Genomic DNA, 22538 nt, shown 5'->3' with positions numbered 1-22538 from the left:
CCGGACGCCGGGTCAGGGACGGGTCAGGGATGAGTCAGGGACGGGGTCATCCGTGGTCACGCCGTGACTTCGATGGCGCGGAGGGCAGACTGGAGTCGTGCTCCAGATTTCCGGGGAGCGACCCCCCGTACCCCCACGAGACCCCCAGCTGGCGGGGCACCGCCGACCGGACCCGGCCAGGAGAAGTTGAATGAAACGAGTCGAGGAAACCGATGCCGTCCGCTTGGGCGAAGCGACGGGGCCGGTCGGGGCGCCGGCGGGGGCCACCGCTTCGGCCGTGGCCTTGCCGGTCGGCCTGGGGGTGCGGTACACCGCCTCCGACGAGGCCAAGCAGCGCGGTGTGCGGCGGATGAAGACCATCGCCACCGGCTTCCTGGTCGTGGCGACCATCATCTACATCCTGACCAGCTGGGCCATCCACACCGGGGCGGGCTCGTGGGCCGGCTACGTGCAGGCGGCGGCCGAGGCCGGGATGGTCGGCGCGCTCGCCGACTGGTTCGCCGTCACCGCGCTGTTCCGGCACCCGCTGGGGCTGCCCATTCCGCACACCGCGATCATCCCCACCAAGAAGGACGTCTTCGGACGGAGCCTGGGTCAGTTCGTCGGCGAGAACTTCCTCTCGGTGGAGGTGGTCCGGGGCCGGCTGCGCGGGCTGGGCGTGGGACGCCGGCTCGGTGAGTGGCTGTCGGCGCCCGGCAGCGCCGAGCGGGTCACCCGGGAGGCGTCCGCCGCGCTGCGCGGGGCGCTGGCGGTGCTGCGCGACGAGGACGTCCAGGCGGTGGTCGGCGAGGCGGTGACCCGGCGTGCGGCGGCGCAGCAGATCGCCCAGCCGATAGGCGCGATGCTGGCCCGGATCCTGGCCGAGGGCGGGCACAAGGGCGTGGTGGACCTGTGCGTGGTGCGGGCCCACGACTGGCTGGAGGAACACAGCGACCAGGTGATCCGGACGATCTCCGAGGAGGCTCCGGGCTGGACGCCCAAGTTCATCGACAACAAGATCGGCGTCCGGGTCTACCGCGAGCTGCTGCGTTTCGCCGTGGACGTGCGCGACAACCCCGACCACGCGGCGCGCGGCGCGGTCGACAGCTTCCTGGAGGACTTCGCCAAGGAACTGCGCACCGACCCCGACACCATCGCCCGGGTCGAGCGGGCCAAGGCCGACCTGCTGGCGCGCTCCGAGGTGCAGGACCTGATCGCCTCCGCCTGGGCCGCGGTCCGGGCGATGGTGCTGGAGGCCGCCGAGGACGAGGACAGCCAGCTGCGGATCCGGCTCCGCGACGGCATCCGCAGCTTCGGCCGGCGGCTGGCCACCGACGCCAGGATGCAGGCCAAGCTGGACGGCTGGCTGGAGGACGCGGCCGAGTACGTCGTCGACACCTACCGCGGCGAGATCACCTCGCTGATCTCCGACACCGTCGCCGGCTGGGACGCCGACGAGGCCTCCCGCAAGATCGAGGCCAATGTCGGCCGCGACCTGCAGTTCATCCGGATCAACGGCACGGTCGTGGGCGCGGCCGCCGGACTGCTGATCCACACGGTGTCCACGCTGGTCTGAGTGCCGCCGTGAGAGGGTGGCGGGACGAGCAGGCCGGACGAGCAGGCGACACGCGAAGGAGCAGGGCAGTGGCTGGGACAGGTATCGAGGCGTTCGTGGCCGGGCTGCCCAAGGCGGAGCTGCATGTGCACCATGTGGGCTCGGCCTCGCAGGCCGTGGTGGCCGGGCTGGCTGCGCGGTATGAGGGGAAGACGGCGGTGCCGGCCGATCCGGAGGCGCTGGCGAAGTACTTCGAGTTCACCGACTTCGCGCACTTCATCCAGGTGTACCTGTCGGTCGTGGACCTGGTCAGGGACGCCGAGGACGTCCGGTCGCTGACCTACGGCGTGGCCGAGGAGCTGGCACGGCGTCAGGTCCGGTACGCGGAGCTGACGGTCACTCCGTACAGCTCGGTGCGGCGCGGCATCCCGGGCGAGGCGTTCATGGAGGCCATCGAGGACGCCCGCAAGGCCGCCGAGGCGGAGCTCGGCGTGGTGCTGCGCTGGTGCTTCGACATCCCCGGCGAGGCCGGCCTGGAGTCCGCCGAGATCACCGAGCGGCTGGCGCTGGACCTGCGGCCCGAGGGGCTGGTGAGCTTCGGCCTGGGCGGCCCGGAGATCGGGGTGCCCAGGCCGCAGTTCCAGCCGTACTTCGACCGGGCGCGGGCGGCCGGACTGCACAGCGTCCCGCACGCCGGCGAGGCCACCGGGCCGGAGACGGTGTGGGACGCGCTGCGCTTCCTCGGCGCCGAGCGGATCGGCCACGGCACCTCGTCGATGCAGGACCCGCGCTTGGTGGACTATCTGGGCGAGCACCGGATCCCGCTGGAGGTCTGCCCGACCTCCAACATCGCCACCCGGGTGGTGGAGCGGATCGAGGACCACCCGATCAAGCAGATGGTCGAGGCGGGGCTGTTCGTCACCGTCAACAGCGACGACCCGCCGATGTTCGGCACCGACATCGACCGCGAGTACGTCGTCGCGGCCGGGCTGCTCGGCCTGGACGAGGGCGGGGTGGCCGAGCTGGCCCGACAGGCCGTGCGGGCCTCGTTCCTGGACGACTCCGGCAAGCGGGCGCTGATCGGGGAGATCGACGGGTATCTGGCGGGCCGGCCGCAGCGGGGGTAGCCTGCCGTGGGCTGACGGGTCGTCAGCTGATGTGCGGGAGGCGGTATGTGGGGTGGTGAGGTCGGGTGCTGCGGCGGCTGCTGATCGGCTTCGGCGAGCTGGCGATCACCTTCGGCCTGGTCGTGGTGCTGCTCGCCGCCTATGAGCTGTGGTGGACCAACCAGTCCGCCGACGCTAGCGCCAGCTCCGCCGTCGCCGGTCTGGAACGGCAGTGGCAGGCGGACGCCCGGGCCCGGGCGTCCGCCTCGCCCGGGACCGCCGCGGCCGGGTCCAAGGGCGCTGCCGCGGTTCCGGCCAAGCCGGCGCCACTCCAGGTGGGCGGTGCCAGCGGGAGCGGTATCGACAGCATGAGCCGGGATCTGAGCGCCTTCGCGGTGATCCGCATCCCCTCGCTCGGCATCGTCTTCCCGGTCGCCGAGGGCGTCGACAAGCACGCCGTGCTCAACCACGGCTACATCGGCCACTACCCGGGCACGGCGATGCCGGGACAGCCCGGCAACTTCGCCGTCGCCGGGCACCGCAACACGCATGGCGAGCCGTTCCGCCACCTCGAACGGCTGAGCATCGGCGACGTGGTGATCGTCGAGACCGAGGGCTGGACCTACTTCTACCGGATCGACTCGATCCTGCCGGAGACCTCGCAGAGCGATGTGGACACCATCGCCGCGGTGCCGCACAGTTCGCTGCACCCCGGCGCGCGCTACGGCTACACGGCCCCGGGCCGCTATCTGACGCTGACGACCTGCACCCCGGCGTTCACCTCGCTCTACCGGATGATCGCCTGGGGGCACCTGGTCGGCCGGCAGGCGCGGACCGCGTAGCCGCCGTGGCGGCAGGTGGCCGCTGTACGGTGACGGAATGAACGGCCACTCTTCCCCCCGTCTGCTCAGCGCCCCCGTCCGGGAGGGCGTGCCCGAGCACGGGCGGATGCCCAAGTACTATGCCGCGAAAGCCCAGTTGACCGCGCTGCTGGCGGAGCTGGGCGAGGGCGGCCTGCTGCCGACCGAGCGGGAGCTGGCCGAGCGCTGCGGCGTCGCCCGGGAGACCCTGCGGCTCGCCCTGCGCGAGCTGCTGCTGGAGGGGCGGGTCCGCAGGCAGGGGCGCGGCACGGTGGTGGCCGGGCCGAAGATCGAGCAGCCGCTGTCGCTGTCGAGCTACACCGAGGGCGTCCGCCGCCAGGGGCGGCTGCCGGGGCGTCGGCTGATCGCGCTGGAGCGCTTCGCCGCCGAGGGTGAGGTGGCCGCCGAGCTGGGCGTCGCCGAGGGCGACCAGGTGTGGCACCTGGAGCGGGTGCTGCTGGCGGACGAGGAGCGGGTCGGCCTGGAGAGCACCTATGCGCCGGTGGCGATACTGCCCGGCCTCGCCGACGACTTCGACCCGGTGTCGTCGTTCTACCGCTACGCCAAGGAGTCCTGCGGCCTGGTGGCCGGGGGCGGCCGGGAGCGGATCGAGACGGTACTGGCCACGCCGAGGGAGGCGCTGCTGATCGGCACGCCGCCGGCCCTGCCGATGCTGCTGCTGCACCGCAGCAGCTGGGACGAGTCCGGGCACCCCTTCGAGCGGGTGCGGACGCTCTACCGGGGGGACCGGTTCAGCTTCTCGGCCGAGCTGAGCGCGGGGGAGTAGGGGGAGCCCGGGGAAGGTTGATCACGTATTGATAACGGGTCTAGGCCAAACGTGCCCTCTTGTTCATGCTTGCTTCACCGAGGAAATCCCGGCGCATCATCCAGAGGATCGAAGGTCGGACCCGTGAGAGTCATCGTCGTAGGAGCAGGAGCGCTCGGGACCATGCATGCCTGGCATGCCGTCCGGCGCGGACACCAAGTCGTCCACCTGGAGCGGGAGCAGCAGGCGCGCGGCGCCTCGGTCCGCAACTTCGGGCTGGTCTGGGTCGGCGGGCGTGCCGAAGGCCCGGACCTGGACACCGCCCTGAGGGCACGTCAGCTGTGGGAGGAGATCGGCGCCGAGGTGCCAGGGGTGGGGTTCCGGGCCAGCGGTTCGCTCACCGTGCTGCGCACCGGGGCCGAGCGGGCGGTGGCCGCCGAGGTCGCGGCCCGGCACGACGCCGGGCGGCGCGGCTGGGAGCTGCTGGACGAGACGGAGACCCGCAAGGCCAACCCCGCCCTGCGCGGGGAGTTCCTGGGCGCGCTGTGGAGTCCGCAGGACGCGCAGGTCGAGCCCCGGGTGACCCAGCGGGCGCTGCAGGATCGGCTGCGCGACTCCGGCCGCTACACCTTCCTGGGCGGCCGCGAGGTCCGCGAGGTGGTGGGCGAGCGCTCGGTCCGCGACGACCGGGGCGAGCTGCACAGCGGTGACGCGGTGGTGCTCTGCACCGGGGCCTGGCTGGGCGGGCTGGTCCGCGAGCTGGCGCCGGAGCTGCCGGTGCGCCGGGTCCGGCTGCAGATGATGCAGACCGAATCGCTGGGCGAGGAGCTGACCACCTCGGTCGCCGACGGCGACAGCTTCCGCTACTACCCCGCCTACGCCGGGGGCGCGCTGGACGCGCTGAACGCCGCCCAGCCGCAGCACCCGACCGCGGCCGAGCACCGGATGCAGCTGCTGATGGTGCAGCGCGCGGACGGCACGCTGACGATCGGCGACACCCACGAGTACGACCAGCCCTTCGGCTTCGACGTGGTCGAGGACCCGTACGCCTATCTGGCGGAGCTCGCCGGCAGCCTGTTGGGGCGGCCGCTGCCGAGGATCCGCCGTCGTTGGGCCGGCGTGTACGCGCAGTGCCTGGACCCGGCTCTGGTGGTGCACCGGGAGCGGGTGCGTGAGGGCGTCTGGCTGGTGACCGGTCCGGGCGGGCGCGGGATGACGGGGTCGCCGGCGATCGGTGAGGCGACAGCGGACGAGATGGGGCTGTGATGGGTACGGCGCGTATCAGGCTGGTGGTGCTGGACATGGCCGGGACCACGGTCGCCGACGGCGGGCTGGTGGAGCAGGCGTTCGAGGCGGCGGCGCTGGACCTCGGGGTGGACCCGGCCGGCCCGCGACACGACGCGATGCTGGAGTACGTCCGCACCACCATGGGCGAGAGCAAGATCTCGGTGTTCCGGCACCTGTTCGCCGCGGAGGAGCAGGCGCAGCAGGCCAACCGGGCCTTCGAGCGGGCCTACGACGGGCTGGTCGACGCGGGCCACTGCGCGCCGCTGCCCGGCGCCGAGGACGCCATCCGTGAACTGCGCAAGGCCGGTCTGACGGTGGTGCTGACCACCGGCTTCTCCGGATCCACCCAGCAGCGCATCATCGGCGCGCTGGGCTGGCAGGACCTGGTCGACCTGGCGCTGTGCCCGGCCGACGCGGGCGGCCGCGGCCGCCCGTACCCGGATCTGGCACTGGCGGCGCTGCTGCGGACGCATGCCGCCGACGACGTCAGGGAGCTGGCCGTGGTCGGCGACACCGGCTACGACATGCGCTGCGGTGCGTCCGCCGGGGCCGGCGTGGTGGCCGGGGTGCTGACCGGGGCGCACGACGCCGAGCGGCTGCGCGCGGACGGGGCGACGGAGGTGCTGGGCTCGGTGGCCGAACTGCCGGGGCTGCTGCTGTCCCGATAGCGGACCCCCTGGCGGAGGTGTCCCGGCAGGCGGGACGCATGGGCCTCGCACGGCCGTTCCCCACTACGCTGGAGATCGTCGGGGCAGCCGAGTGCTACTGGAACTGGAGATGAAAGACGTGGCGGAATCCAAGCCGGTCGAGTCCTGGCTGACGGACATGGACGGCGTCCTGGTCCACGAGGGCACGATCATCCCCGGGGCGGACGAGTTCATCAACCGTCTGCGGGAGTCGGGCAAGCCCTTCCTGGTGCTCACCAACAACTCCATCTACACCCCCCGTGACCTGCACGCGCGGCTCGCCGGGATGGGTCTGGACGTGCCGGAGGAGGCGATCTGGACCTCGGCCCTGGCCACCGCCAAGTTCCTGGACGGCCAGCGCCCCGGCGGCACCGCCTATGTCATCGGCGAGGCCGGCCTGACCACGGCGCTGCACCAGATCGGCTATGTGCTGACGGACAGCAACCCCGACTACGTGGTGCTCGGGGAGACCCGGACCTATTCCTTCGAGGCGCTGACCAAGGCGATCCGGCTGATCAGCGCCGGGGCCAGGTTCATCTGCACCAACCCGGACGAGACCGGCCCCTCCCCGGAGGGTGTGCTCCCGGCGACGGGCTCGGTGGCCGCGCTGATCACCAAGGCCACCGGGGTGGACCCCTACTTCGTCGGCAAGCCCAACCCGCTGATGATGCGTGAGGCGCTGAACGCGCTGAACGCGCACTCGGAGTCGACGGTCATGATCGGCGACCGGATGGACACCGACATCAAGTCGGGCATGGAGGCCGGTCTGCGCACGGTGCTGGTGCTGTCCGGCCTGACCCAGCAGTCCGAGGTCGAGCGCTACCCGTACCGGCCGTCCCGTGTGGTGAAGTCGGTCGCGGAGCTGATCGACGAGATCTGAGGGCTCCGGGCACGTTCCGAGCTGCTGTCTTCTGCAGGCCCCCGACCGATGGTCGGGGGCCTGCTCTGCGTCCGAATGGCCGCTGCAGTCATCCGTTGGGGTGCCGACGGTGTGTCAGATGGCGCAGATCCTTCCACGTCCGGAAATCGTTCGTCATATTTTGCATTGATATGGGTGAATTGCCGGGGCGTCAGTTCCGGTGCCCGGACGTGTGAAGTGAGAGGAATCCTGATGGCGAAGCTCCGAACCGCCTCGGCTGGGGCGGCCGTGGCCGCGTTCGCGCTGCTGCTCGCCGTGCAGACCGCGGCCCCGGCGGCGGCCGCACCGTTCGGCAACACCGGCACGGGCTCGGGCAACCCGGGCGCGGGCGTGCCGTCGTCCGGCGACAGGGCCGCCCGGAGCACCGTGCTGACCACGACCAACAGCTCCGTGGTGGCCGTTCCCCGGGGGGTGCTGCGCGCCCTCGACGTGGTCACCGTCTCCCCGGCGCTCACCCGTCCGGGCGGATCGGTCGATGTCCGCACCTTCGCTGACTGCGGCGGCACCACCACCGGGACGGTCACCTCGACGGCCTTCGCGGCGCCGGTGAAGCTCGGGCTCGCCGCCGACGGCGGGCTGTTCGCCGAGGCAGTGATCGCCAAGGACGCCAAGCCCGGGTCGCACCCGGTGACCGAGCAGTGCAGCGGCACGTCGGTCGCGGTCGGGACGGTCACGGTGGTGCGGATCGGCGCGCTGGACACCGGCGGCGGCTGGGGTGCCGGCCGCGACCTGGCCGGGAGCGACGCGCTGGGCAGTGCGACCGGGCGCGGCGCGCTCGCGGTCACCGGCGCGGCCGCGCTGGGCGCGTTGGAGCTGCTGCGCCGCAGGGCGCTGGCCGCACGCCGGGGCGTGGGCCACCGTGGTTGAGCTCCGGAGCCCGGCCGTGCTCTCGCGGCTCTCACGCCCGCGGGTGCTGGGCGCGCTGGCGATCCTGTCCACCGGTCTGGTCGCGGTGTCCGTCGGCGGTGCGGCGCTGGGCGTCGGCGCGCCGGCCCGCGGGGTCGTCGGTGCGGTCGGGGCCGACGCGGTCGCGGTGAGCGCGCGCGGTACGGCCTCGGACGCCGTCCGGCCCACCTCCCGGCCCTCGGCGTCGGCGCCCTCCGCAGGCGTGCACGGGGCGCTGTCGCGCTCCACCCCGATCCAGCTGGCCCTGCCCAGCATCCGGCTGACCGCGCCGCTGTTGGGTCTCGGCATGGACGGCAAGGGACAGCCCGAGCTGCCGCCGTTCTCGCAGCCGAGGACGGCCGGCTGGCTGCGCGACTCGGCGACGCCGGGCGAGGCCGGCACGGCCGTCCTGGTCGGCCATGTCGACACCCGGACCGGCCCGGCCGTGTTCTGGAACCTGTCGGCGGTGAAGCCGGGGGCGCCGGTCGAGGTGGCCCGGCTGGACGGCAGCACCGCTCTGTTCACGGTGGACCGGGTGCAGGCATACCCCAAGGCCTCGTTCCCCTCCGCGCAGGTCTACGCCCCGGCGAAGGACGCCCAGCTGCGGATCATCACCTGCGGCGGGAGCTACGACCGCAAGCACGCCGAGTACACCGGCAATGTGGTGCTGTATGCGCACCTCAGCGGGGTACGCGCGGCCTAGGCCCTTGGGCCGGCATCTGCGTACCATGTACGCGACTCCCCTGAACGGGACGGGAGCGGGACAGCCGAGGAGGCCGTCGGTGGCAGCCCACGAGGTGGGGTCCGCGGGGCAGTCGGCGCAGCCGCGACCGCCGGTGTGGGCCCGCCCGCGTTCCGGCGGCCGGGGCCCGCAGCCCTCGCTGAGCGTGGACGCCATCGTCACCGCCGCCGTCGCCCTGGCCGACGCCGAAGGGGTGGACGCCGTCTCGATGCGCCGGATCGCCGCCGAGCTGGGCGTCGGGACCATGTCGCTGTACCGCTATGTCGAGACCAAGGATGACCTGCTCGACCTGATGGCCGACCAGGTCATGGGCGAGGACGGCCCCAGCGGCCCGCTGACCGGGGAGTGGCGCACGGACCTGCGCCGGATCGCGGTCGACTACCGCCGGCTGATACTGCGTCACCCCTGGGTGCTGCCCATCGTCGCGAGCAGGCCCCCGCTGGGCCCCAACAACCTGCGCCGGAGCGAGTGCCTGCTCGGCGTCCTGGACGGCCTCGGCCTGACCATCGCCGCGATGTCGGGCCTGACCGCGACGGTGATCGGCTACGTCCGCGGCGTGGTGCTCACCGAGATCGCCGAGACCGAGGTGGCCCGCCGCACCGGCCTGGACGAGGACCGCTACCGCCGCAGCGTCGGCCCCTATCTGACGGACGTCCTGGCCGCCGGACAACACCCCCTGCTGGCCCGCTTCGTCGCCCTGGCGGACCACGACCCGGACCCCGACCGGACCTTCCTCTGGGGCCTGGACCGCGTCCTGGACGGGGTCGCGGTGGGGCTGGAGCGGCTCCGGGCCGAGCAGTAACGGGCTGTGCCAGTCCGGAGGTTCGGGGAGTGTCAGTGCGGCCCGGTACGGTGCAGGTGCACGTCGGCCGTACACCTCGGAGGGAAATCCGTCATGTCGTCAGTCAATGAGTTCGTGCTGCCCGAGTCCTGGCAGGGGGCGCTCGCGCAGGAGACGGAGAAGCCGTACTTCGCCGAGCTCGCCGGGTTCGTGGCGCAGCAGCGGGCCGAGCACCAGGTCTTCCCGCCGGCCGGCGAGGTGTTCTCGGCGCTGGAGCACACCCCGTACGACCGGGTGAAGGTGCTGCTGCTCGGTCAGGACCCGTACCACGACGACAACCAGGCGCACGGGATGTGCTTCTCGGTGAAGCGCGGGGTCAAGGTCCCGCCCTCGCTGCGCAACGTCTACAAGGAGCTGGACGCCGACCTGGGCATCCCGGCGCCGGCCCACGGCAATCTGGAAGCCTGGGCGGACCAGGGGGTGCTGTTGCTGAACGCGGTGCTGACGGTGCGCGCGCACGAGGCCAACTCGCACAAGGGCAAGGGCTGGGAGCAGTTCACCGACGCGGTGATCCGGGCGGTCAACGACCGTGCGGAGCCTGCTGTGTTCGTGCTGTGGGGGAACTACGCCAAGAAGAAGCTGCCGCTGATCGACACCAGTCGCCATGTGGTGGTCCAGGGTGCCCACCCGTCGCCGCTGTCGGCCAAGCTGTTCCTGGGCAGCCGCCCGTTCTCGCAGATCGACAAGGGCCTGGCCGACCTTGGGCTGGCGCCGATCGACTGGCGGCTGCCGGCGTAGAACCGGTCGATCGCAGGGCGCGGGCGTCGGGTCGGTCAGCTGACGGCGACGGGGGCCGTCGTCAAGTGATCGTCCGCGTCGGCGGCCGGCGCCGCGGCCTCACGGGCGTTGCGGCGCTGACGCTGCACCATGCGGGCGACCACGGCGCTGATCGTGGTCGCGGCGGCGCAGGAGACCGCGAAGCTCAGCCAACTGGTGTCGAAGGTGTGCTCGTTGAGGTAGCCGAGGCCCACTATGTAGGTCGCCCAGACCGCCGCCGAGACGGCGGACCAGCGCAGGAACCGCAGCGGCGGGGCCGGGGCGGTGCCGACCGCGAGGTCGAGCACGGAGCGGCCGCCGGGGACGAACCGGGCCGCGACGATGGTGCGGGCCCGGCGCGTCTCCAGGGCCTCCAGCAGGTAGGCCGCCGCGCCGGCCGCCCCGGGCCTGCGGTCCAGGCGCCGCTGCGCCCAGGCGGCCCCGCGGCGGGCGACCCGGAGCAGCAGCAGGTCGCCCGAGAAGGAGGCGATGGCCACGCCGAAGCCGAGCAGCAGCGGCGAGGTGTGGGTCTCGGAGGCCTGCAGGGTCGCGGCGATGACCATGGTGCCGCTGGGCACGATCGGAACGAACGCGTCGGACAGCACCGCCAGCAGTGCCGCTATGAAGAACCACGAGGAGCCGAAAAGGTCCAGGACCTCGCTCAAGGTGACTCCTCAGGGTGTTGTCCGCGTGTTGTGCGCAGGGGGAAGTGGATCGTTGCTTTTTACCACCGGTCGCCAACGCTAGCCGGTCCCATGATCACACCCGAAACCGCCCCACAGTGAGTCATGTAACACGACTCTTACCAGCTCCCCGGCGCACGTCCAGAATCGCTACCAGCTGTGCCTCTGCGTTCACCCTGCGTCCCACTCCCGGGCCCCCGGCAGTCGTCCGGGCTACCTACGTTCGAAGGGTGACCAAGACCGCCGCCCCGGTGCTGCGACTGCGTCTCCAGGCCGCCGCCGCCCTGCTGCTGACCGCAGCGCTGCTCGCCGCCGCGCTGGTCTCCTTCGCCGCCGCCAGGGCCGACCTGCGCCGGCTCGCGGCGGTCTCCGAACCGCGTGCCGCCGCGGCCGCCGATCTTTACCGGACCCTCGCGGATCTGGACGCCCAGCACGCCGACTCGCTGGTGGTCGGCTACTCCTCGGCCCCGGCCGCGCCCGGCCAGGCGCCGGTGCTGGTCGACGACGGGGTGCTGGCCGCCCTCACCGCTCAGGCGGACCGCAGGCAGGTCGGTCACGACCTGGCCGCGCTCGCCGCCGCCGGCGGCCAGGGGCAGGCGGACGTCCAGGCCCTGCTGGACTCGCTCGGGACCTATGACGCCCTGAGCGGGACCGAGGAGTTCTCCGCGACCAGCCAGCAGGATCCGGTCGTCGGCCGTCCGCCGGATCTCGCGCTGGACTACTACGACCAGGCCGAGGGGCTGCTCCAGCAGTCGCTGCTGCCGCATGTGCAGGCCCTGCTCACCGCCGCGGACCAGCAGGTCGGCTCGGACCGGGGCACGGCTGTCGGCGACGCACGCCGGGGCGCGCTGCTGCTGGGCGCGGTGGGGGTACTGGCCCTGGTGCTGCTGGTCTGGTGGCAGCTCGACCTCAGCCGCCGGCACCGGCGGTTGTTCAATCCGGCACTGCTGCTGGCGACGGCGGCGGTGCTGTCCGTGGTGGTCGCGGGCGGCTCGGCGCTGCTGGGCGCGGCCTCCGCGACGGACTCCGCCGTGCGGCAGGGCTATGCGCCCGGTTCGACGGTGGCAAAGGCGCAGGTGGCCGCCGCAGACGCGGAGGCGTCGCAGAGCCGCTGGCTGGTCGACACCGCCTACCGTCCCTCGCTCGCCGCCCGGTTCGGCGGCCTCGCGCAGCAGTTGCACACGCTGACCGCCGGCGACGCCGGTGCCGGGTCCCCCGGGGTGACCCGGACCGAGGCCGCCTATCTGGCCTCCGACACGCTGCTGCGCTCGCTGGCCGACGCCAGTCGGCTGGACCAGGCCGCGGTCCAGCTGACCGGTGTGACGCGTGGTCAGGTCGCCTTCGCCTACTACGACTTCAGTGTCAACCTGCAGGACCTGGCGAATGCGCGGGCGGCCCGCTTCGACACCGGCGTGGACACCGCCTCGGGCGACCTCGACGGCTGGACCGCGATCCCCTCGGCGCTGCTGGGCGCCGGGTTGCTGCTGGTGGTCGCCGGAGTGCGCCCGCGGCTGGCCGAGTTCGCCTGACGCACCCTCCTGCAGCCGCTGGTCAGTGCTTCTTGACGGCAGCGGCCGCCTCGGCCACGGAGTGCTGGAACAGGTAGTCGACCGTCGGGACGGTACCGGCCACCCCGTCCGGAACCATGAACGGGGAGGTGCGGTAGCGGCCGCCGACGACCACGCTCGGCATCTCGTGCACGTCGTACTTCTCCCGGAGCGCCGGGGCCGCCTGGGTCTCCTGCTGGACCTCCGGCGAGTTCCAGGCGGCCAGCAGTTGCTGGGCGTCGATGCCCTGCATGTCCGCCCAGGTGCTCAGGGCGTCCGGCTGGCTCAGGTCCTCGTGCTCGTCGCGGACGGCGTGGAAGACCGCCTGCTCCAGCCGGTCCTCCAGCCCTAGCCGGTCGAGGGCGTAGTAGAGCCGGGCGTAGGCCATTTCCAGCGGCTGGTCCGGCCACGCCGCCGGGATGTGCCGGACGGTCACCGGCGGGTTCTGCCTCGCGGCCCAGTCCCGCAGCGGCTGCGCCAGCTGGTAGGAGTGCGCGCAGTTGAACCAGAAGACCTCGACGACCTCGCGCGGCGGGGCGGACACCGGGTGGGCCAGCTGCTGGTACTGGACGCCCGCGACCGGGACGGTCCGGGCGGTTGCCCCGGCCGGAGCCTGCAGCCCGAGGAGCGCGACCGAGACGCAGAGCGCGGCCAGGGTACGGAGCAGCGGGGTGCGGCGTCTTGACGAGTGGGGCCGTGACGAGCGGGGCCGTGACGAGCGGGGCCGGCGGACGGGCATGGCGGGGGGCGTGGACGTCGTCATACCCGCACCCTGACAATCCGCCGCGCGAGACACGGCCGGACACGGCGGCACGTCGGGCGCTTTCCCCCGTACGGGCGCGCGCTGCGCCGTTCGCGTCCGCTCGTACGGGTGACCGCATCCGGACTGCATGCGGACGGCATCCCGGACGCAGAGGACCCGCCGGCGCAGGGTGGGCGCGGGCGGGTCCGGGGGCTTGGGGCGGCCGACGGGTGTCAGCCGGTGGTGCTGGTGCTGGAGGAGCTGGTCGTGGCGGGGACCACGATGTGGTAGGTCCACCAGTCGAAGCGCATGCCGAAGGCGATGAACAGGCCGATGACGCCGAGCGCCAGGCCGCCCCAGGCGACGGTCTTGACCCAGTTCGGCAGCGGGCGGACGGTGAGGTAGCGCCCGGAGAACAGCACCAGCGCGCCCACGACCAGGGCGATGGTCGCGACCAGGCCGTTGATCTCGGCGACCTTGTGCCAGGGGCCGGTGTAGCCCTCGGCGAGCTGGGTGGCGGTGCTCTTGCCGGTCGCGCCGACCTGCGACTGGAGCTGGGCCTGCGCGAGCAGGATGTTGCCGAACCAGGTGCCGGTGACCGAGGCCAGGCCGAGGGCGGCGGTGACTATCGCCATCGCGCCGGCGAAGATCCCCTTGGAGACGCCGCCGGAGGCGAGGTCCTCGAGCTCCTCGTCGGAGAGGTCCTCAAGGTCCTTCTCCTCGGGGCTGAGGACGGTGTTGGGGCGGGGCGACCAGGTCTTCGACTCGGGCTCGGCGGCCTCTGTCTCCTTTTCCTTGTCGTCCTTGCTCAGGATCAGCGTCGCAGGGGACTCGACCGCAGGTGAGTCGTCCTTCCGGGGGTCGGAGGGCTGCGGGATGTCGGTGGGCTTGGGAGTGGGCATGGCGGCACCCTAGTGATGTTTTGTGAAAACCGGATGAACCTTCCAAGGTTTCCTCATAGCCAAGGAACCGCTGGTCGGCACCGTGAACCCAGGTCGGCGCAGGTCGGTACGGGTGCGGCTCCTGTCCGGCTCCGCCAGCTATTCGGGTCATGTGTTGTACGAAATCGACCCCTGCTCGGTGGGGGTCGTGCTCGTAGGGTCGAAGAGTGGGCTGGTCCGCCTCCTCAGCGGCGGGCCGTTCCCGAGAGACTGGGAGATTTCCTGAGATGGTGGTTCTGCGATGACCGAGCAGGATGTGGCGCGTGCGACCGGCCTGACCGGCGGCGACAGCCGGGGACGGGTCGCCGAGCTGCAGGCCATCCGGGAGCAGGTGCTGGCGGGTCCGAGTGAGCGGGCGACCGAGGCGCAGCATGCCAAGGGCAAGCTGACCGCCCGGGAGCGGATCGCGCTGCTGCTGGACGATGGTTCCTTCAATGAGGTCGAGCCGCTTCGTCGGCACCGGGCCACCGGGTTCGGGCTGGAGGCGAAGAAGCCCTACAGCGACGGTGTGATCACCGGGTGGGGTTCGGTCCACGGCCGTCCGGTGTTCGTGTACGCGCATGACTTCCGGATCTTCGGCGGGGCGCTGGGGGAGGCGCATGCGCAGAAGATCCACAAGATCATGGACATGGCCATCGCCGCCGGTGCGCCGCTGGTCTCCTTGAACGACGGGGCCGGTGCGCGGATCCAGGAAGGGGTGACCGCGCTGGCCGGCTACGGCGGGATCTTCCAGCGCAACACCCGGGCCTCGGGCGTCATCCCGCAGATCAGCGTGATGCTCGGCCCGTGCGCCGGTGGTGCGGCCTACAGTCCGGCGCTGACCGACTTCGTGTTCATGGTCCGCGAGACCTCGCAGATGTTCATCACCGGCCCGGACGTGGTCCAGGCGGTGACCGGGGAGAAGATCTCGCAGAACGGGCTGGGCGGGGCGGATGTGCACTCGGAGATCTCGGGTGTCTCGCACTTCGCCTACGACGACGAGCGCAGCTGCCTGGAGGAGGTCCGGTTCCTGCTGTCGATGCTGCCGCAGAACAACCGGGAGACCCCGCCGGCGGAGATGACCGAGGATCCGGTGGACCGGCGCTGCGAGGCGTTGCTGGACCTGGTGCCGGCCGACGGCAACCGCCCCTACGACATGCGGAAGGTGATCGAGGAGATCGCCGACGAGGGTCAGTACATGGAGGTCCACGAGCGCTGGGCGACCAATGTGATCGTGGCGCTGACCCGGCTGGACGGTCAGGTGGTGGGGATCGTGGCGAACCAGCCGCAGTCCCTGGCCGGGGTGCTGGACATCCACGCCAGCGAGAAGGCGGCGCGTTTCGTGCAGATGTGCGACGCGTTCAACATTCCGCTGGTGACGCTGCTGGACGTGCCCGGCTTCCTGCCCGGGGTGGACCAGGAGCACGGCGGCATCATCCGGCACGGGGCGAAGCTCCTCTATGCCTACTGCAATGCCACGGTGCCGCGGATCCAGCTGATCCTGCGCAAGGCGTACGGCGGGGCGTACATCGTGATGGACTCCCGCTCGGTCGGGGCCGACCTGTCCTACGCCTGGCCGACCAACGAGATCGCGGTGATGGGCGCGGAGGGCGCGGCGAACGTGATCTTCCGCCGTCAGATCGCCGAGGCCGATGACCCCGAGGCGATGCGGGCGCAGATGGTCAAGCAGTACAAGGACGAGCTGATGCACCCCTACTACGCCGCCGAACGCGGCCTGGTGGACGACGTCATCGACCCGGCCACCACCCGCCAGGTCCTGATCCGCTCCCTGCACATGCTCCGCAGCAAGCACGCCGACCTCCCCGCCCGCAAACACGGCAACCCGCCCCAGTAACCGGAGGCACCAGCCATGACCACTGTCCTCGAACCCGCCACGGCCGCAGTAACGGCCACCGCTTCGATCGACCCGCTGGTGCGCGTCGTCAAGGGCTCCCTCGCCGACGAGGAGCTCGCCGCGCTGACCGCCGTGCTGCTGGCCCGTGCCGCCGCCACCTCGTCGAAGGCGGCCAAGGGCGCCGCGTCGGTCGCCGGTCGGTCGCAGGCTCAGTGGCAGCGCCCGGAGCGCCGTCCGAGCTACAACTCGCCGGTCAGCTGGCACCGCTGACATCACGTCATGGCTGTGGGCGGGACCCTTCCGGGTCCCGCCCACAGCCATGCGTCATTCTTCCTGCATCTGTCAGCAGGCGCCGTTGTCGGCCCAGACTCCGGCCGCGCCGCCCGGAACATCGCCGTAGGTCCACCACTTGGCGGTCCAGGTGTGGCCGTTGTAGCTGACCGTGTTGCCCTGGGTGTAGGTGGCTGTGGCGCTCCACGCCGCCGCGGTGCAACTGCCGCTGCTCGGCGCGGCGGTGGTCGGCGCCGCGGTCGTCGGGGCGGCGGTGGTGGGTGCGGCGGTGGTCGGCGTGCTGGTGGGGGGAGTCGCGCCGGCGAACTGCACGCTGTACTTGGTGAAGTCCCAGGCGCCCTGCGTCACACTGCTGCAGATCCCGGAGGTCGTGCCGTTGTTGTCGGCCGGGGTGCACTGACGGTCGCGGTTCACCGACCAGTTGGTGTACCGGGCCAGGCCGTGGCTGGTGGCGAAGGACAGCACCGACTGGAAGTCGGACTGGTAGAAGTACTCGCCGCTGTCACTGCGGCCGTTCATCATCGAGATGCCCTCATGGGCGTACGCGGTGGCCGAGCTCCAGCCGAAGGTGTTCATCAGCAGGGTGTTGAACGCCTGCAGCGCCGAGATCTGCGAGGCGGCGCCGTTGAAGCCGCCGTCGAACGGCATGATGGAGAAGTTGTTCGGGGTGAAGCCGTCCGTCTTGGCCTGGTTGAGCATCTGCGTGCCGAACCAGCCGGTGCCCGCGGCGGTGCCGGCGGTGGTGATGGAGATGTACAGGCCCGGGTTGTTCTGCTGCAGGATCTGGGCGGCGCCGATCTCGTTGGCGACGGCGGCCGTGTTCTCGTACTCCGGCTCCTCCAGGTCGAAGTCCATGGCGTGCAGCCCGTACTTGGTGATGACCTGCTGGTACGCGGCGGCGGTCGCGGCCGGGGTACCGCAGGTCTGGCCGAGCTTGGTGCCGCCGTAGCCGCCGATGGAGACGGAGACGTCGCCGCCGGCGGCGCGGATGTTGCTGATCGTCGTGGCGACGGCGGTGTCGGAGGAGACCGCGGTGGTGCCGCCCCAGGTCGGGGTGCAGCCGCCGCCGCTGGGGGCGAGGATGAAGGCGAGCTGGAAGGCCTTCAGTCCGGTCGCGTTCATCACGTCGACCGGGTTCGGCGGGTTGTTGTCCAGTGGCATCAGATACGGCGCGGCTGCATACCAGTTGCTGCTGAGCGCTGTGGTGGCGGCAGGGGTGACGCTCGCCTGGGCACTGCTGCCGCCTGTGGCGACCATCGCCGTGGCGGCGAGCCCGGCCGCGGCGACCGCGGCGAGGGCTCGGGAAGAGGATGTGCGGAACACCTGGGCTCCTCGTGGGGGAGAGGAAGGGATGGTCTGTACCACTGCCCACCTTGGGGGAGGTGTCCACCAGTCGTCAATAGGATGGCCTAGACCTAGGACTAGACCAATGTTCCCTTAAGGAACCCGTCGGCGACCGCGGTTCTCCAGCTCAGCCCGCGATGACCACGGCGATGGTCGCACCCCTGCGGTACGCCCCGGCGCCGAGGCCGGCGAAGATCCCGTACAGCGCCTTCGCCTCGTAACTGACGTCCAGTGAGATCCCGTGCCTGGTACGGAAGTCCTCGGTGAAGGCGCGCAACTCCGGAGTGCTGCGCCCGTAGCCGCCGAAGGTGTGGTCCGTGTCGATCCGCCAGTTCGCGGTCTGCCGCCCGAAGGCCTCCAGCTGCAGCGCAGCGGTCTCGTCCGCCAGCGGCGCATGCCCCAACGCCGCGTAGCCGACCGCCTGCTGACGCGGCGCCAGACCGGCGGCCAGTCCGGCGAGGGTGCCGCCGGTGCCGACCGAGACGCAGACCAGCTCCGCCCCGGACTCCGCCAGCTCCCGTCCCAGCGGCCGGCAGCCGCGTACCCCGGCGGCATTGCTGCCGCCCTCGGGGACGACCAGGGCCGGGCCGTGCTTCGCCAACAGCGCCGCCAGCACGTCGGCGGACATCCGGCGCCGCCAGGTGGCCCGGTCCATGAAGTCCAGTTCCATGCCCCAGGCCACCGCCTGGGCCAGCGACGGGTTGAGCGGCCGGTCGGCGAGCTCGTCCCCGCGCACCACGCCGACCGTGCGCAGCCCGGACTCCCGTCCGGCGGCCGCGGTCGCCCTGAGGTGGTTGGAGTAGGCGCCGCCGAAGGTCAGCACGGTGTCCAGGCCGGCCGCCCGCGCCTCGGCGAGATTGGGCAGCAGCTTGCGCCACTTGTTGCCGGGAGGATACATGGTCACTGGTGTATGTGGGACGAAACTCGCAGATCAGCGGCGGATTGAGGCCCCAGCCACCCGCCACGGGGACAGCGGACAGCCGGGGCGGTCTATGGGGCTACCAGGCCATGCCCGGTGCGCCCAGGTGGAGCACGCCGACGAAGTGCGCTTCGATCCGGCGCTGTGCGGCCGTCACCTCTTCGGGTTCGGCCAGCATGACCGCCAGGTCCCGCACGCCGCGAAGGTTCACGCACTCTTGGCACTCGCCCTGGACCACGACTATTCGCACCTCGTGTTCATTCTCGTACCAGCTCAAGGCCGCATCACGCGCGAGAGACCACGCTCCCGGTTGACCTTCTCCGCAGTGTCGTAGGCGGCATTGAAGCTGAACCAGCGCTGTTCGGGGCCGACGAAGCCGGGGTTCTCCTGCTCTCCGTGCGCTACGCCCCACATGCGCGCCTGCTTGTCGTAGAACACGTGAGCGTGCGTGGGCTGAACCTTGGTGGTGCCCATCAGCGCGCCCCTGCTCTCGTCGGCGTGCCCTGTCGCAGGTACGCCCCTTCCGGCGTATGGCACGGACAGGCGCACCGGAGCCGTTCCGGGCTGCTGGTCAGCGGGTAGCGGGTGAACTCGCCGGAACACGCAGCGTGCAAGGCGGGGTGGTCGTCGTACTTGCAGCAGCCGGACCGGTGCGCGGATGTCTCTTCCCTCACGCTCGCCCCCAACTGCTTGTTGCATTCAATTCCCCTACCCTCGCCCGTAGTTGGGCGTTCCTATCGGCCGATTCCAGATCCTCCGGCATTGCTTCCCACTCGCGCCCGCCACCCTGGGGACGCAGGTAGATCCGTCCGGCATGGAGATCCTGGACTACGCCGACTTGATCCCGCCGAGTGTCGCGGAGCAGCGCCCCGACCTGATGGGACGTCTCTCTTGCCGCCGTGCCCACTGCTGCACCTCCCTGACGCTCGCCCATGCCTCCAGCGTCCCGTTCAGGTGATTCGTGCACTAGAGACCCGCTGTAAGCCAGTCTGTAGGCCACGTGTAGGCCAGAATGGGGACATGAGCGTCGGGGAGCGGATCCGCCAGCGGAGGCAGGAACTCGGCTGGAGTCAGGCACGGTTGGCGGCAGAGGCGTGCCGCAGGGCTGGTGTCGGGCTGGAGGCCCTCGGTCGACAGGAGATGTACCGCTACGAGAAGGGGCGGCGTACGCCCCGTGAGTGGCTGCCGTTCATCGCCCAGGCTCTCCAGCTCAGCGTTGAGGAGCTGACGGCGCTTGAGAGCAGCGCGGACGGGCTGTCGCTCGTCGGCGTCTGGCACAGCCGCTACACCTACGAGAGCACCGGGCGAGGCAGCGTCACTCGTCATCACTTCGTTGTTGTCCGGCAGACCGGCGACAGGCTGACGGCTGAGAGCCTGCCTGGGTCGAATGACTCGCCCGTCTCCCTCGAACTGACGCTGCGCGGCACGGTCGCCACTGGCACATGGACGGAGCAGACAGCAGCGGCGGGGTACTACCAAGGGGCCGTCTACCACGGGGCTCTACAGCTTCTTGTGGACCTCACCGGTCGGAGGATGGTCGGCAAGTGGGTGGGCTTCGGCAAGGGCTTCGAGGTCGATACCGGGCCATGGGAACTGGACTTCAAGGACGGGTCCACGGAAGCGACGATCCTTGGCCAGTACGACCGTTCGCCGATTCCTGAGTAGTTCGGGCATACCCCCCGGTCCCATTTTCGCAGCGGTGTGCGTGGGCATGGGGCCAGGGTCTCCCTGCCGCCTACGCCTAGAGATTGACCCGCCCCCGGCCTAGCACGTAGCAACTGGATCATGGAAATCCGGGTCCCCATTTCGCGACGGTGCGCACAGCCATGGGGCAGGGTCTCTATGTCGCGTGTGCTTGGAGATGGACCCACCCCGGAACGCACTGAGAGCCCCTGTCAGTGGCGACAAGGGCTCTTGTGCTGATCTGCTGCTCCTACTCCTCCAGCGCCCGGTACAGCGTCGCCCTGCTGACTCCGAGAGCCTTGGCAATGGCCGTCACGCTCTCGCCCTTGGCACGTCGTGCCTTGGCCACGGTCAGCTTGTCGGCGTCCATGACGGTCGGTCGTCCACCAGTCCGGCCCTTAGCCTTGGCGGCAGCGAGTCCGGCGCGGGTGCGCTCAACGATCATGTCCCGTTCCAACTCGGCAAACGCAACCATCATGGTGAAGAAGAACTTGCCCTCACCCGACGGCGAGTAGCTACCGGCCAACGTCCCCGTGAGGATGCGCAGCGAGATCCCACGGGCGTGCAGATCCTCAGCGATCACCAGCACGTCCTTAGTCGAGCGCCCGAGCCGGTCAAGCTTCCACACGCAAAGGGTGTCGCCCTCCCGCAGGTACTCCATAGCAGCCATCAGGCCAGCACGGTCGGCGCTCTTGCCGGAAGCCTTGTCCTCGAACACCTTGAAGCACCCGGACTCTGCCAGGGCATCCGCCTGAAGCTTCGCATCCTGAGCGCTGGTGCTGACCCGCTTGTAACCGATGAGGTGCTGTGTCGTCGTCATGGGTAGATCGTCTCAGAACCCGTCTCAGAAAGGTAGGGGCTTCGGGAAGGTTTTGAGACGGGTTTTGAACGCCAATCCTGCCCCTCTCGGCACTCTGGCCACGGCGTCTCACAAACCATCGTTTGATAGACGGCGCTGCGCCGCTCACGCACAGTCATGCACCGGGGGTGGGTGAAAGTCCGGGCGCGAGCGCCTTCCGGACCCAGCCCCCAGCCCCACGCGCATCGCCGCGAAATAGCGGGTGGGGGGCATCCCTCCGATCCCTCTCTGCTACGGGGGTCGGAACCCGTACACACAGCGGGGAGCGAACCCTTACCCACAGGGTCACTCCCCACCGTCCCGCCGACCGTCACGCAGGAAGTGCCACCCCACGCCAACCCTCATACCCTGCAAGCTTCTTGCGCGCACCGAAACGCTTGTCCATGGCAGCGAACAGCGCCCGCTTACCGGCACGCTCGCCGAGTGATCCGGACAACCCCGGCTCAGCGACCACGAACGCATCCCACACCAGTGCCGTACGAACGTGCTCCGTGCGGGGAGCAGTGCCGAGATCGCGCACCCAATCGGCAGGATCACGCATCGGAGCGCGGAAAGCGTCGAACTGCGAAGCCAGCGACAGAAGTTGGATTGCACGAGCGTTCGAGGCGGTGAGGACTTCAGTCGCCACGCTCTTGATCGGGTCGATCTCCCGCCAAAGGTCCGGCACCTTCCCAAGCTCCCCTCGCTCCACGAGGTCGGCCTCCACCCTCAGCATCTCGACGTCAGTGCGCACGTACTCCGCCTTATCGCCCTCCACTTCGCCGAGAACGATGCGGAGGTTTTCCCGTGTCGCTTGCGCACGCAGTTCCGCCGCCCGAGCCGAAGCACTGGGAAGCCGCTCCAGCGCGCCAGCCAGCCCGGCCAGCCACCCGCCCATGTCACGGCGGATCAGCGGAATGTCCCGACGCTCGCCCGTGCGTGTCGTCCACTCCGAGCCGTCCCACAGGAAGGGCACTGGCACCCCCGCCTTGTCGGCGTGCTCGGCAGCGACGGCAAGAGCCGCGTACGCCTGCTCATTGTCGATGTACATCCCCAAGTTCCCAAACCCCTTGAAATCGCTTCTCGAAGCCACTCGCCCCGCTGCCTTGCAGGTCACTGGCCAGTCAGGTGACCAGCGGGGAGTGAACTACACCCACTGGGGGCATCTGTCGCTACCTATCCTCCCAGGTGGGACCGACATTAGGTGAACAGAGACCCCCTATATCCTTTCCGCTGTAGAGCGCGAATCCGAAATGTGCTCCACTGCGTCACGTTCACCATCCTTGCAGGTCAGAGCCCTGGCGATCGAGCCACTTCGTCACAGGGGTGCTGTC

The 22538-nt window shown here is 70.8% G+C and carries 24 protein-coding genes; 15 read left to right on the top strand and 9 right to left on the bottom strand.

Annotated features, from left to right (window positions below):
* Positions 1–190: 190 nt before the first annotated feature.
* From ABH941_RS13935 to ung, 11 genes are all read left to right on the top strand, one after another.
* Positions 191–1555 carry a DUF445 domain-containing protein gene (locus ABH941_RS13935; protein WP_370129347.1) on the top strand — a complete coding sequence of 455 codons (1365 nt, stop codon included), beginning with the start codon at positions 191–193 and terminating at the stop codon, positions 1553–1555.
* Positions 1556–1623: 68 nt separating this feature from the next.
* Positions 1624–2661, top strand: a complete 1038-nt coding sequence (locus ABH941_RS13930; RefSeq protein ID WP_370129346.1) for an adenosine deaminase — start codon at positions 1624–1626, stop codon at positions 2659–2661.
* Between the two features lie 65 nt (positions 2662–2726).
* Positions 2727–3482, top strand: coding sequence for a class E sortase (locus ABH941_RS13925; RefSeq protein WP_370129344.1), 756 nt, complete (start codon positions 2727–2729; stop codon positions 3480–3482).
* A gap of 37 nt (positions 3483–3519) precedes the next feature.
* Positions 3520–4287, top strand: a complete 768-nt coding sequence (locus ABH941_RS13920) for a GntR family transcriptional regulator (protein ID WP_370129343.1) — start codon at positions 3520–3522, stop codon at positions 4285–4287.
* A 123-nt stretch (positions 4288–4410) separates the two neighbouring features.
* Positions 4411–5532, top strand: coding sequence for a TIGR03364 family FAD-dependent oxidoreductase (locus ABH941_RS13915; protein WP_370129341.1), 1122 nt, complete (start codon positions 4411–4413; stop codon positions 5530–5532).
* Positions 5532–6221: a phosphonatase-like hydrolase gene (locus ABH941_RS13910; RefSeq protein WP_370129339.1), complete on the top strand. Its 690-nt coding sequence runs from the start codon at positions 5532–5534 to the stop codon at positions 6219–6221. Before ABH941_RS13915 ends, ABH941_RS13910 begins: the two co-directional genes overlap by 1 nt.
* Positions 6222–6339: 118 nt before the next feature.
* Positions 6340–7119 (top strand): HAD-IIA family hydrolase, encoded by a 780-nt coding sequence (locus ABH941_RS13905; protein ID WP_370129338.1) that lies wholly within the window; start codon positions 6340–6342, stop codon positions 7117–7119.
* Positions 7120–7350: 231 nt separating this feature from the next.
* The gene (locus ABH941_RS13900; protein WP_370129337.1) at positions 7351–8025 is read left to right on the top strand and encodes a hypothetical protein; all 675 of its coding nucleotides are present in this window, start codon (positions 7351–7353) and stop codon (positions 8023–8025) included.
* Positions 8018–8746: a class F sortase gene (locus ABH941_RS13895; protein WP_370129335.1), complete on the top strand. Its 729-nt coding sequence runs from the start codon at positions 8018–8020 to the stop codon at positions 8744–8746. Before ABH941_RS13900 ends, ABH941_RS13895 begins: the two co-directional genes overlap by 8 nt.
* A 79-nt stretch (positions 8747–8825) precedes the next feature.
* Positions 8826–9587 carry a TetR/AcrR family transcriptional regulator gene (locus ABH941_RS13890; RefSeq protein WP_370129333.1) on the top strand — a complete coding sequence of 254 codons (762 nt, stop codon included), beginning with the start codon at positions 8826–8828 and terminating at the stop codon, positions 9585–9587.
* A 93-nt stretch (positions 9588–9680) separates the two neighbouring features.
* On the top strand, positions 9681–10364 hold the full coding sequence (gene ung, locus ABH941_RS13885) for a uracil-DNA glycosylase (protein WP_370129332.1): 684 nt from the start codon (positions 9681–9683) through the stop codon (positions 10362–10364).
* A gap of 35 nt (positions 10365–10399) precedes the next feature.
* Here ung and ABH941_RS13880 read toward each other — a convergent pair whose 3' ends face one another.
* Complete coding sequence (locus ABH941_RS13880; RefSeq protein ID WP_370129331.1) at positions 10400–11047, bottom strand: DedA family protein; 648 nt, start codon at positions 11045–11047, stop codon at positions 10400–10402.
* A 248-nt stretch (positions 11048–11295) separates the two neighbouring features.
* Here ABH941_RS13880 and ABH941_RS13875 point away from each other — a divergent pair, with 248 nt between their 5' ends.
* Entirely contained in the window at positions 11296–12594 is a 1299-nt protein-coding gene (locus ABH941_RS13875) for a hypothetical protein (RefSeq protein WP_370129330.1), read from the top strand.
* Between the two features lie 22 nt (positions 12595–12616).
* On the opposite strand, the gene ABH941_RS13870 is transcribed toward ABH941_RS13875, so the two are convergent.
* A complete protein-coding gene (locus ABH941_RS13870) occupies positions 12617–13375 on the bottom strand; it encodes a thiol:disulfide interchange protein DsbA/DsbL (RefSeq protein WP_370129328.1) in 759 nt (252 codons plus the stop codon).
* A gap of 212 nt (positions 13376–13587) precedes the next feature.
* Positions 13588–14256, bottom strand: a complete 669-nt coding sequence (locus tag ABH941_RS13865) for a hypothetical protein (protein ID WP_370129327.1) — start codon at positions 14254–14256, stop codon at positions 13588–13590.
* 280 nt (positions 14257–14536) lie between these two features.
* Between ABH941_RS13865 and ABH941_RS13860 the strand changes: the two genes are divergently transcribed.
* Positions 14537–16129 carry an acyl-CoA carboxylase subunit beta gene (locus tag ABH941_RS13860; protein WP_370129326.1) on the top strand — a complete coding sequence of 531 codons (1593 nt, stop codon included), beginning with the start codon at positions 14537–14539 and terminating at the stop codon, positions 16127–16129.
* A 15-nt stretch (positions 16130–16144) separates the two neighbouring features.
* Entirely contained in the window at positions 16145–16399 is a 255-nt protein-coding gene (locus ABH941_RS13855; RefSeq protein ID WP_370129325.1) for an acyl-CoA carboxylase epsilon subunit, read from the top strand.
* A 72-nt stretch (positions 16400–16471) separates the two neighbouring features.
* Here ABH941_RS13855 and ABH941_RS13850 read toward each other — a convergent pair whose 3' ends face one another.
* The 4 genes from ABH941_RS13850 to ABH941_RS13835 all read right to left on the bottom strand — a co-directional run bounded on the left by ABH941_RS13850 (position 16472) and on the right by ABH941_RS13835 (position 19157).
* The gene (locus ABH941_RS13850; protein WP_370129489.1) at positions 16472–17677 is read right to left on the bottom strand and encodes a carbohydrate-binding protein; all 1206 of its coding nucleotides are present in this window, start codon (positions 17675–17677) and stop codon (positions 16472–16474) included.
* A gap of 214 nt (positions 17678–17891) precedes the next feature.
* Complete coding sequence (locus ABH941_RS13845) at positions 17892–18662, bottom strand: 1-aminocyclopropane-1-carboxylate deaminase/D-cysteine desulfhydrase (protein ID WP_370129324.1); 771 nt, start codon at positions 18660–18662, stop codon at positions 17892–17894.
* Between the two features lie 100 nt (positions 18663–18762).
* Positions 18763–18894, bottom strand: a complete 132-nt coding sequence (locus ABH941_RS13840; protein WP_370129322.1) for a hypothetical protein — start codon at positions 18892–18894, stop codon at positions 18763–18765.
* Positions 18895–18956: 62 nt separating this feature from the next.
* On the bottom strand, positions 18957–19157 hold the full coding sequence (locus ABH941_RS13835) for a hypothetical protein (RefSeq protein ID WP_370129321.1): 201 nt from the start codon (positions 19155–19157) through the stop codon (positions 18957–18959).
* Positions 19158–19703: 546 nt separating this feature from the next.
* Between ABH941_RS13835 and ABH941_RS13830 the strand changes: the two genes are divergently transcribed.
* Positions 19704–20348: a helix-turn-helix transcriptional regulator gene (locus ABH941_RS13830; RefSeq protein WP_370129320.1), complete on the top strand. Its 645-nt coding sequence runs from the start codon at positions 19704–19706 to the stop codon at positions 20346–20348.
* Between the two features lie 268 nt (positions 20349–20616).
* Here the strand turns inward: ABH941_RS13830 and ABH941_RS13825 are convergent, their stop codons facing one another.
* Positions 20617–21186 (bottom strand): recombinase family protein, encoded by a 570-nt coding sequence (locus ABH941_RS13825; RefSeq protein WP_370129319.1) that lies wholly within the window; start codon positions 21184–21186, stop codon positions 20617–20619.
* Between the two features lie 349 nt (positions 21187–21535).
* Positions 21536–22255 carry a hypothetical protein gene (locus tag ABH941_RS13820; protein WP_370129318.1) on the bottom strand — a complete coding sequence of 240 codons (720 nt, stop codon included), beginning with the start codon at positions 22253–22255 and terminating at the stop codon, positions 21536–21538.
* Positions 22256–22538: the final 283 nt, after the last annotated feature.

Origin of the sequence: Streptacidiphilus sp. EB103A (assembly GCF_041261405.1) — a bacterium.
GTDB lineage: Bacteria > Actinomycetota > Actinomycetes > Streptomycetales > Streptomycetaceae > Streptacidiphilus.
This window is presented reverse-complemented; position numbering and strand designations above follow the sequence as displayed.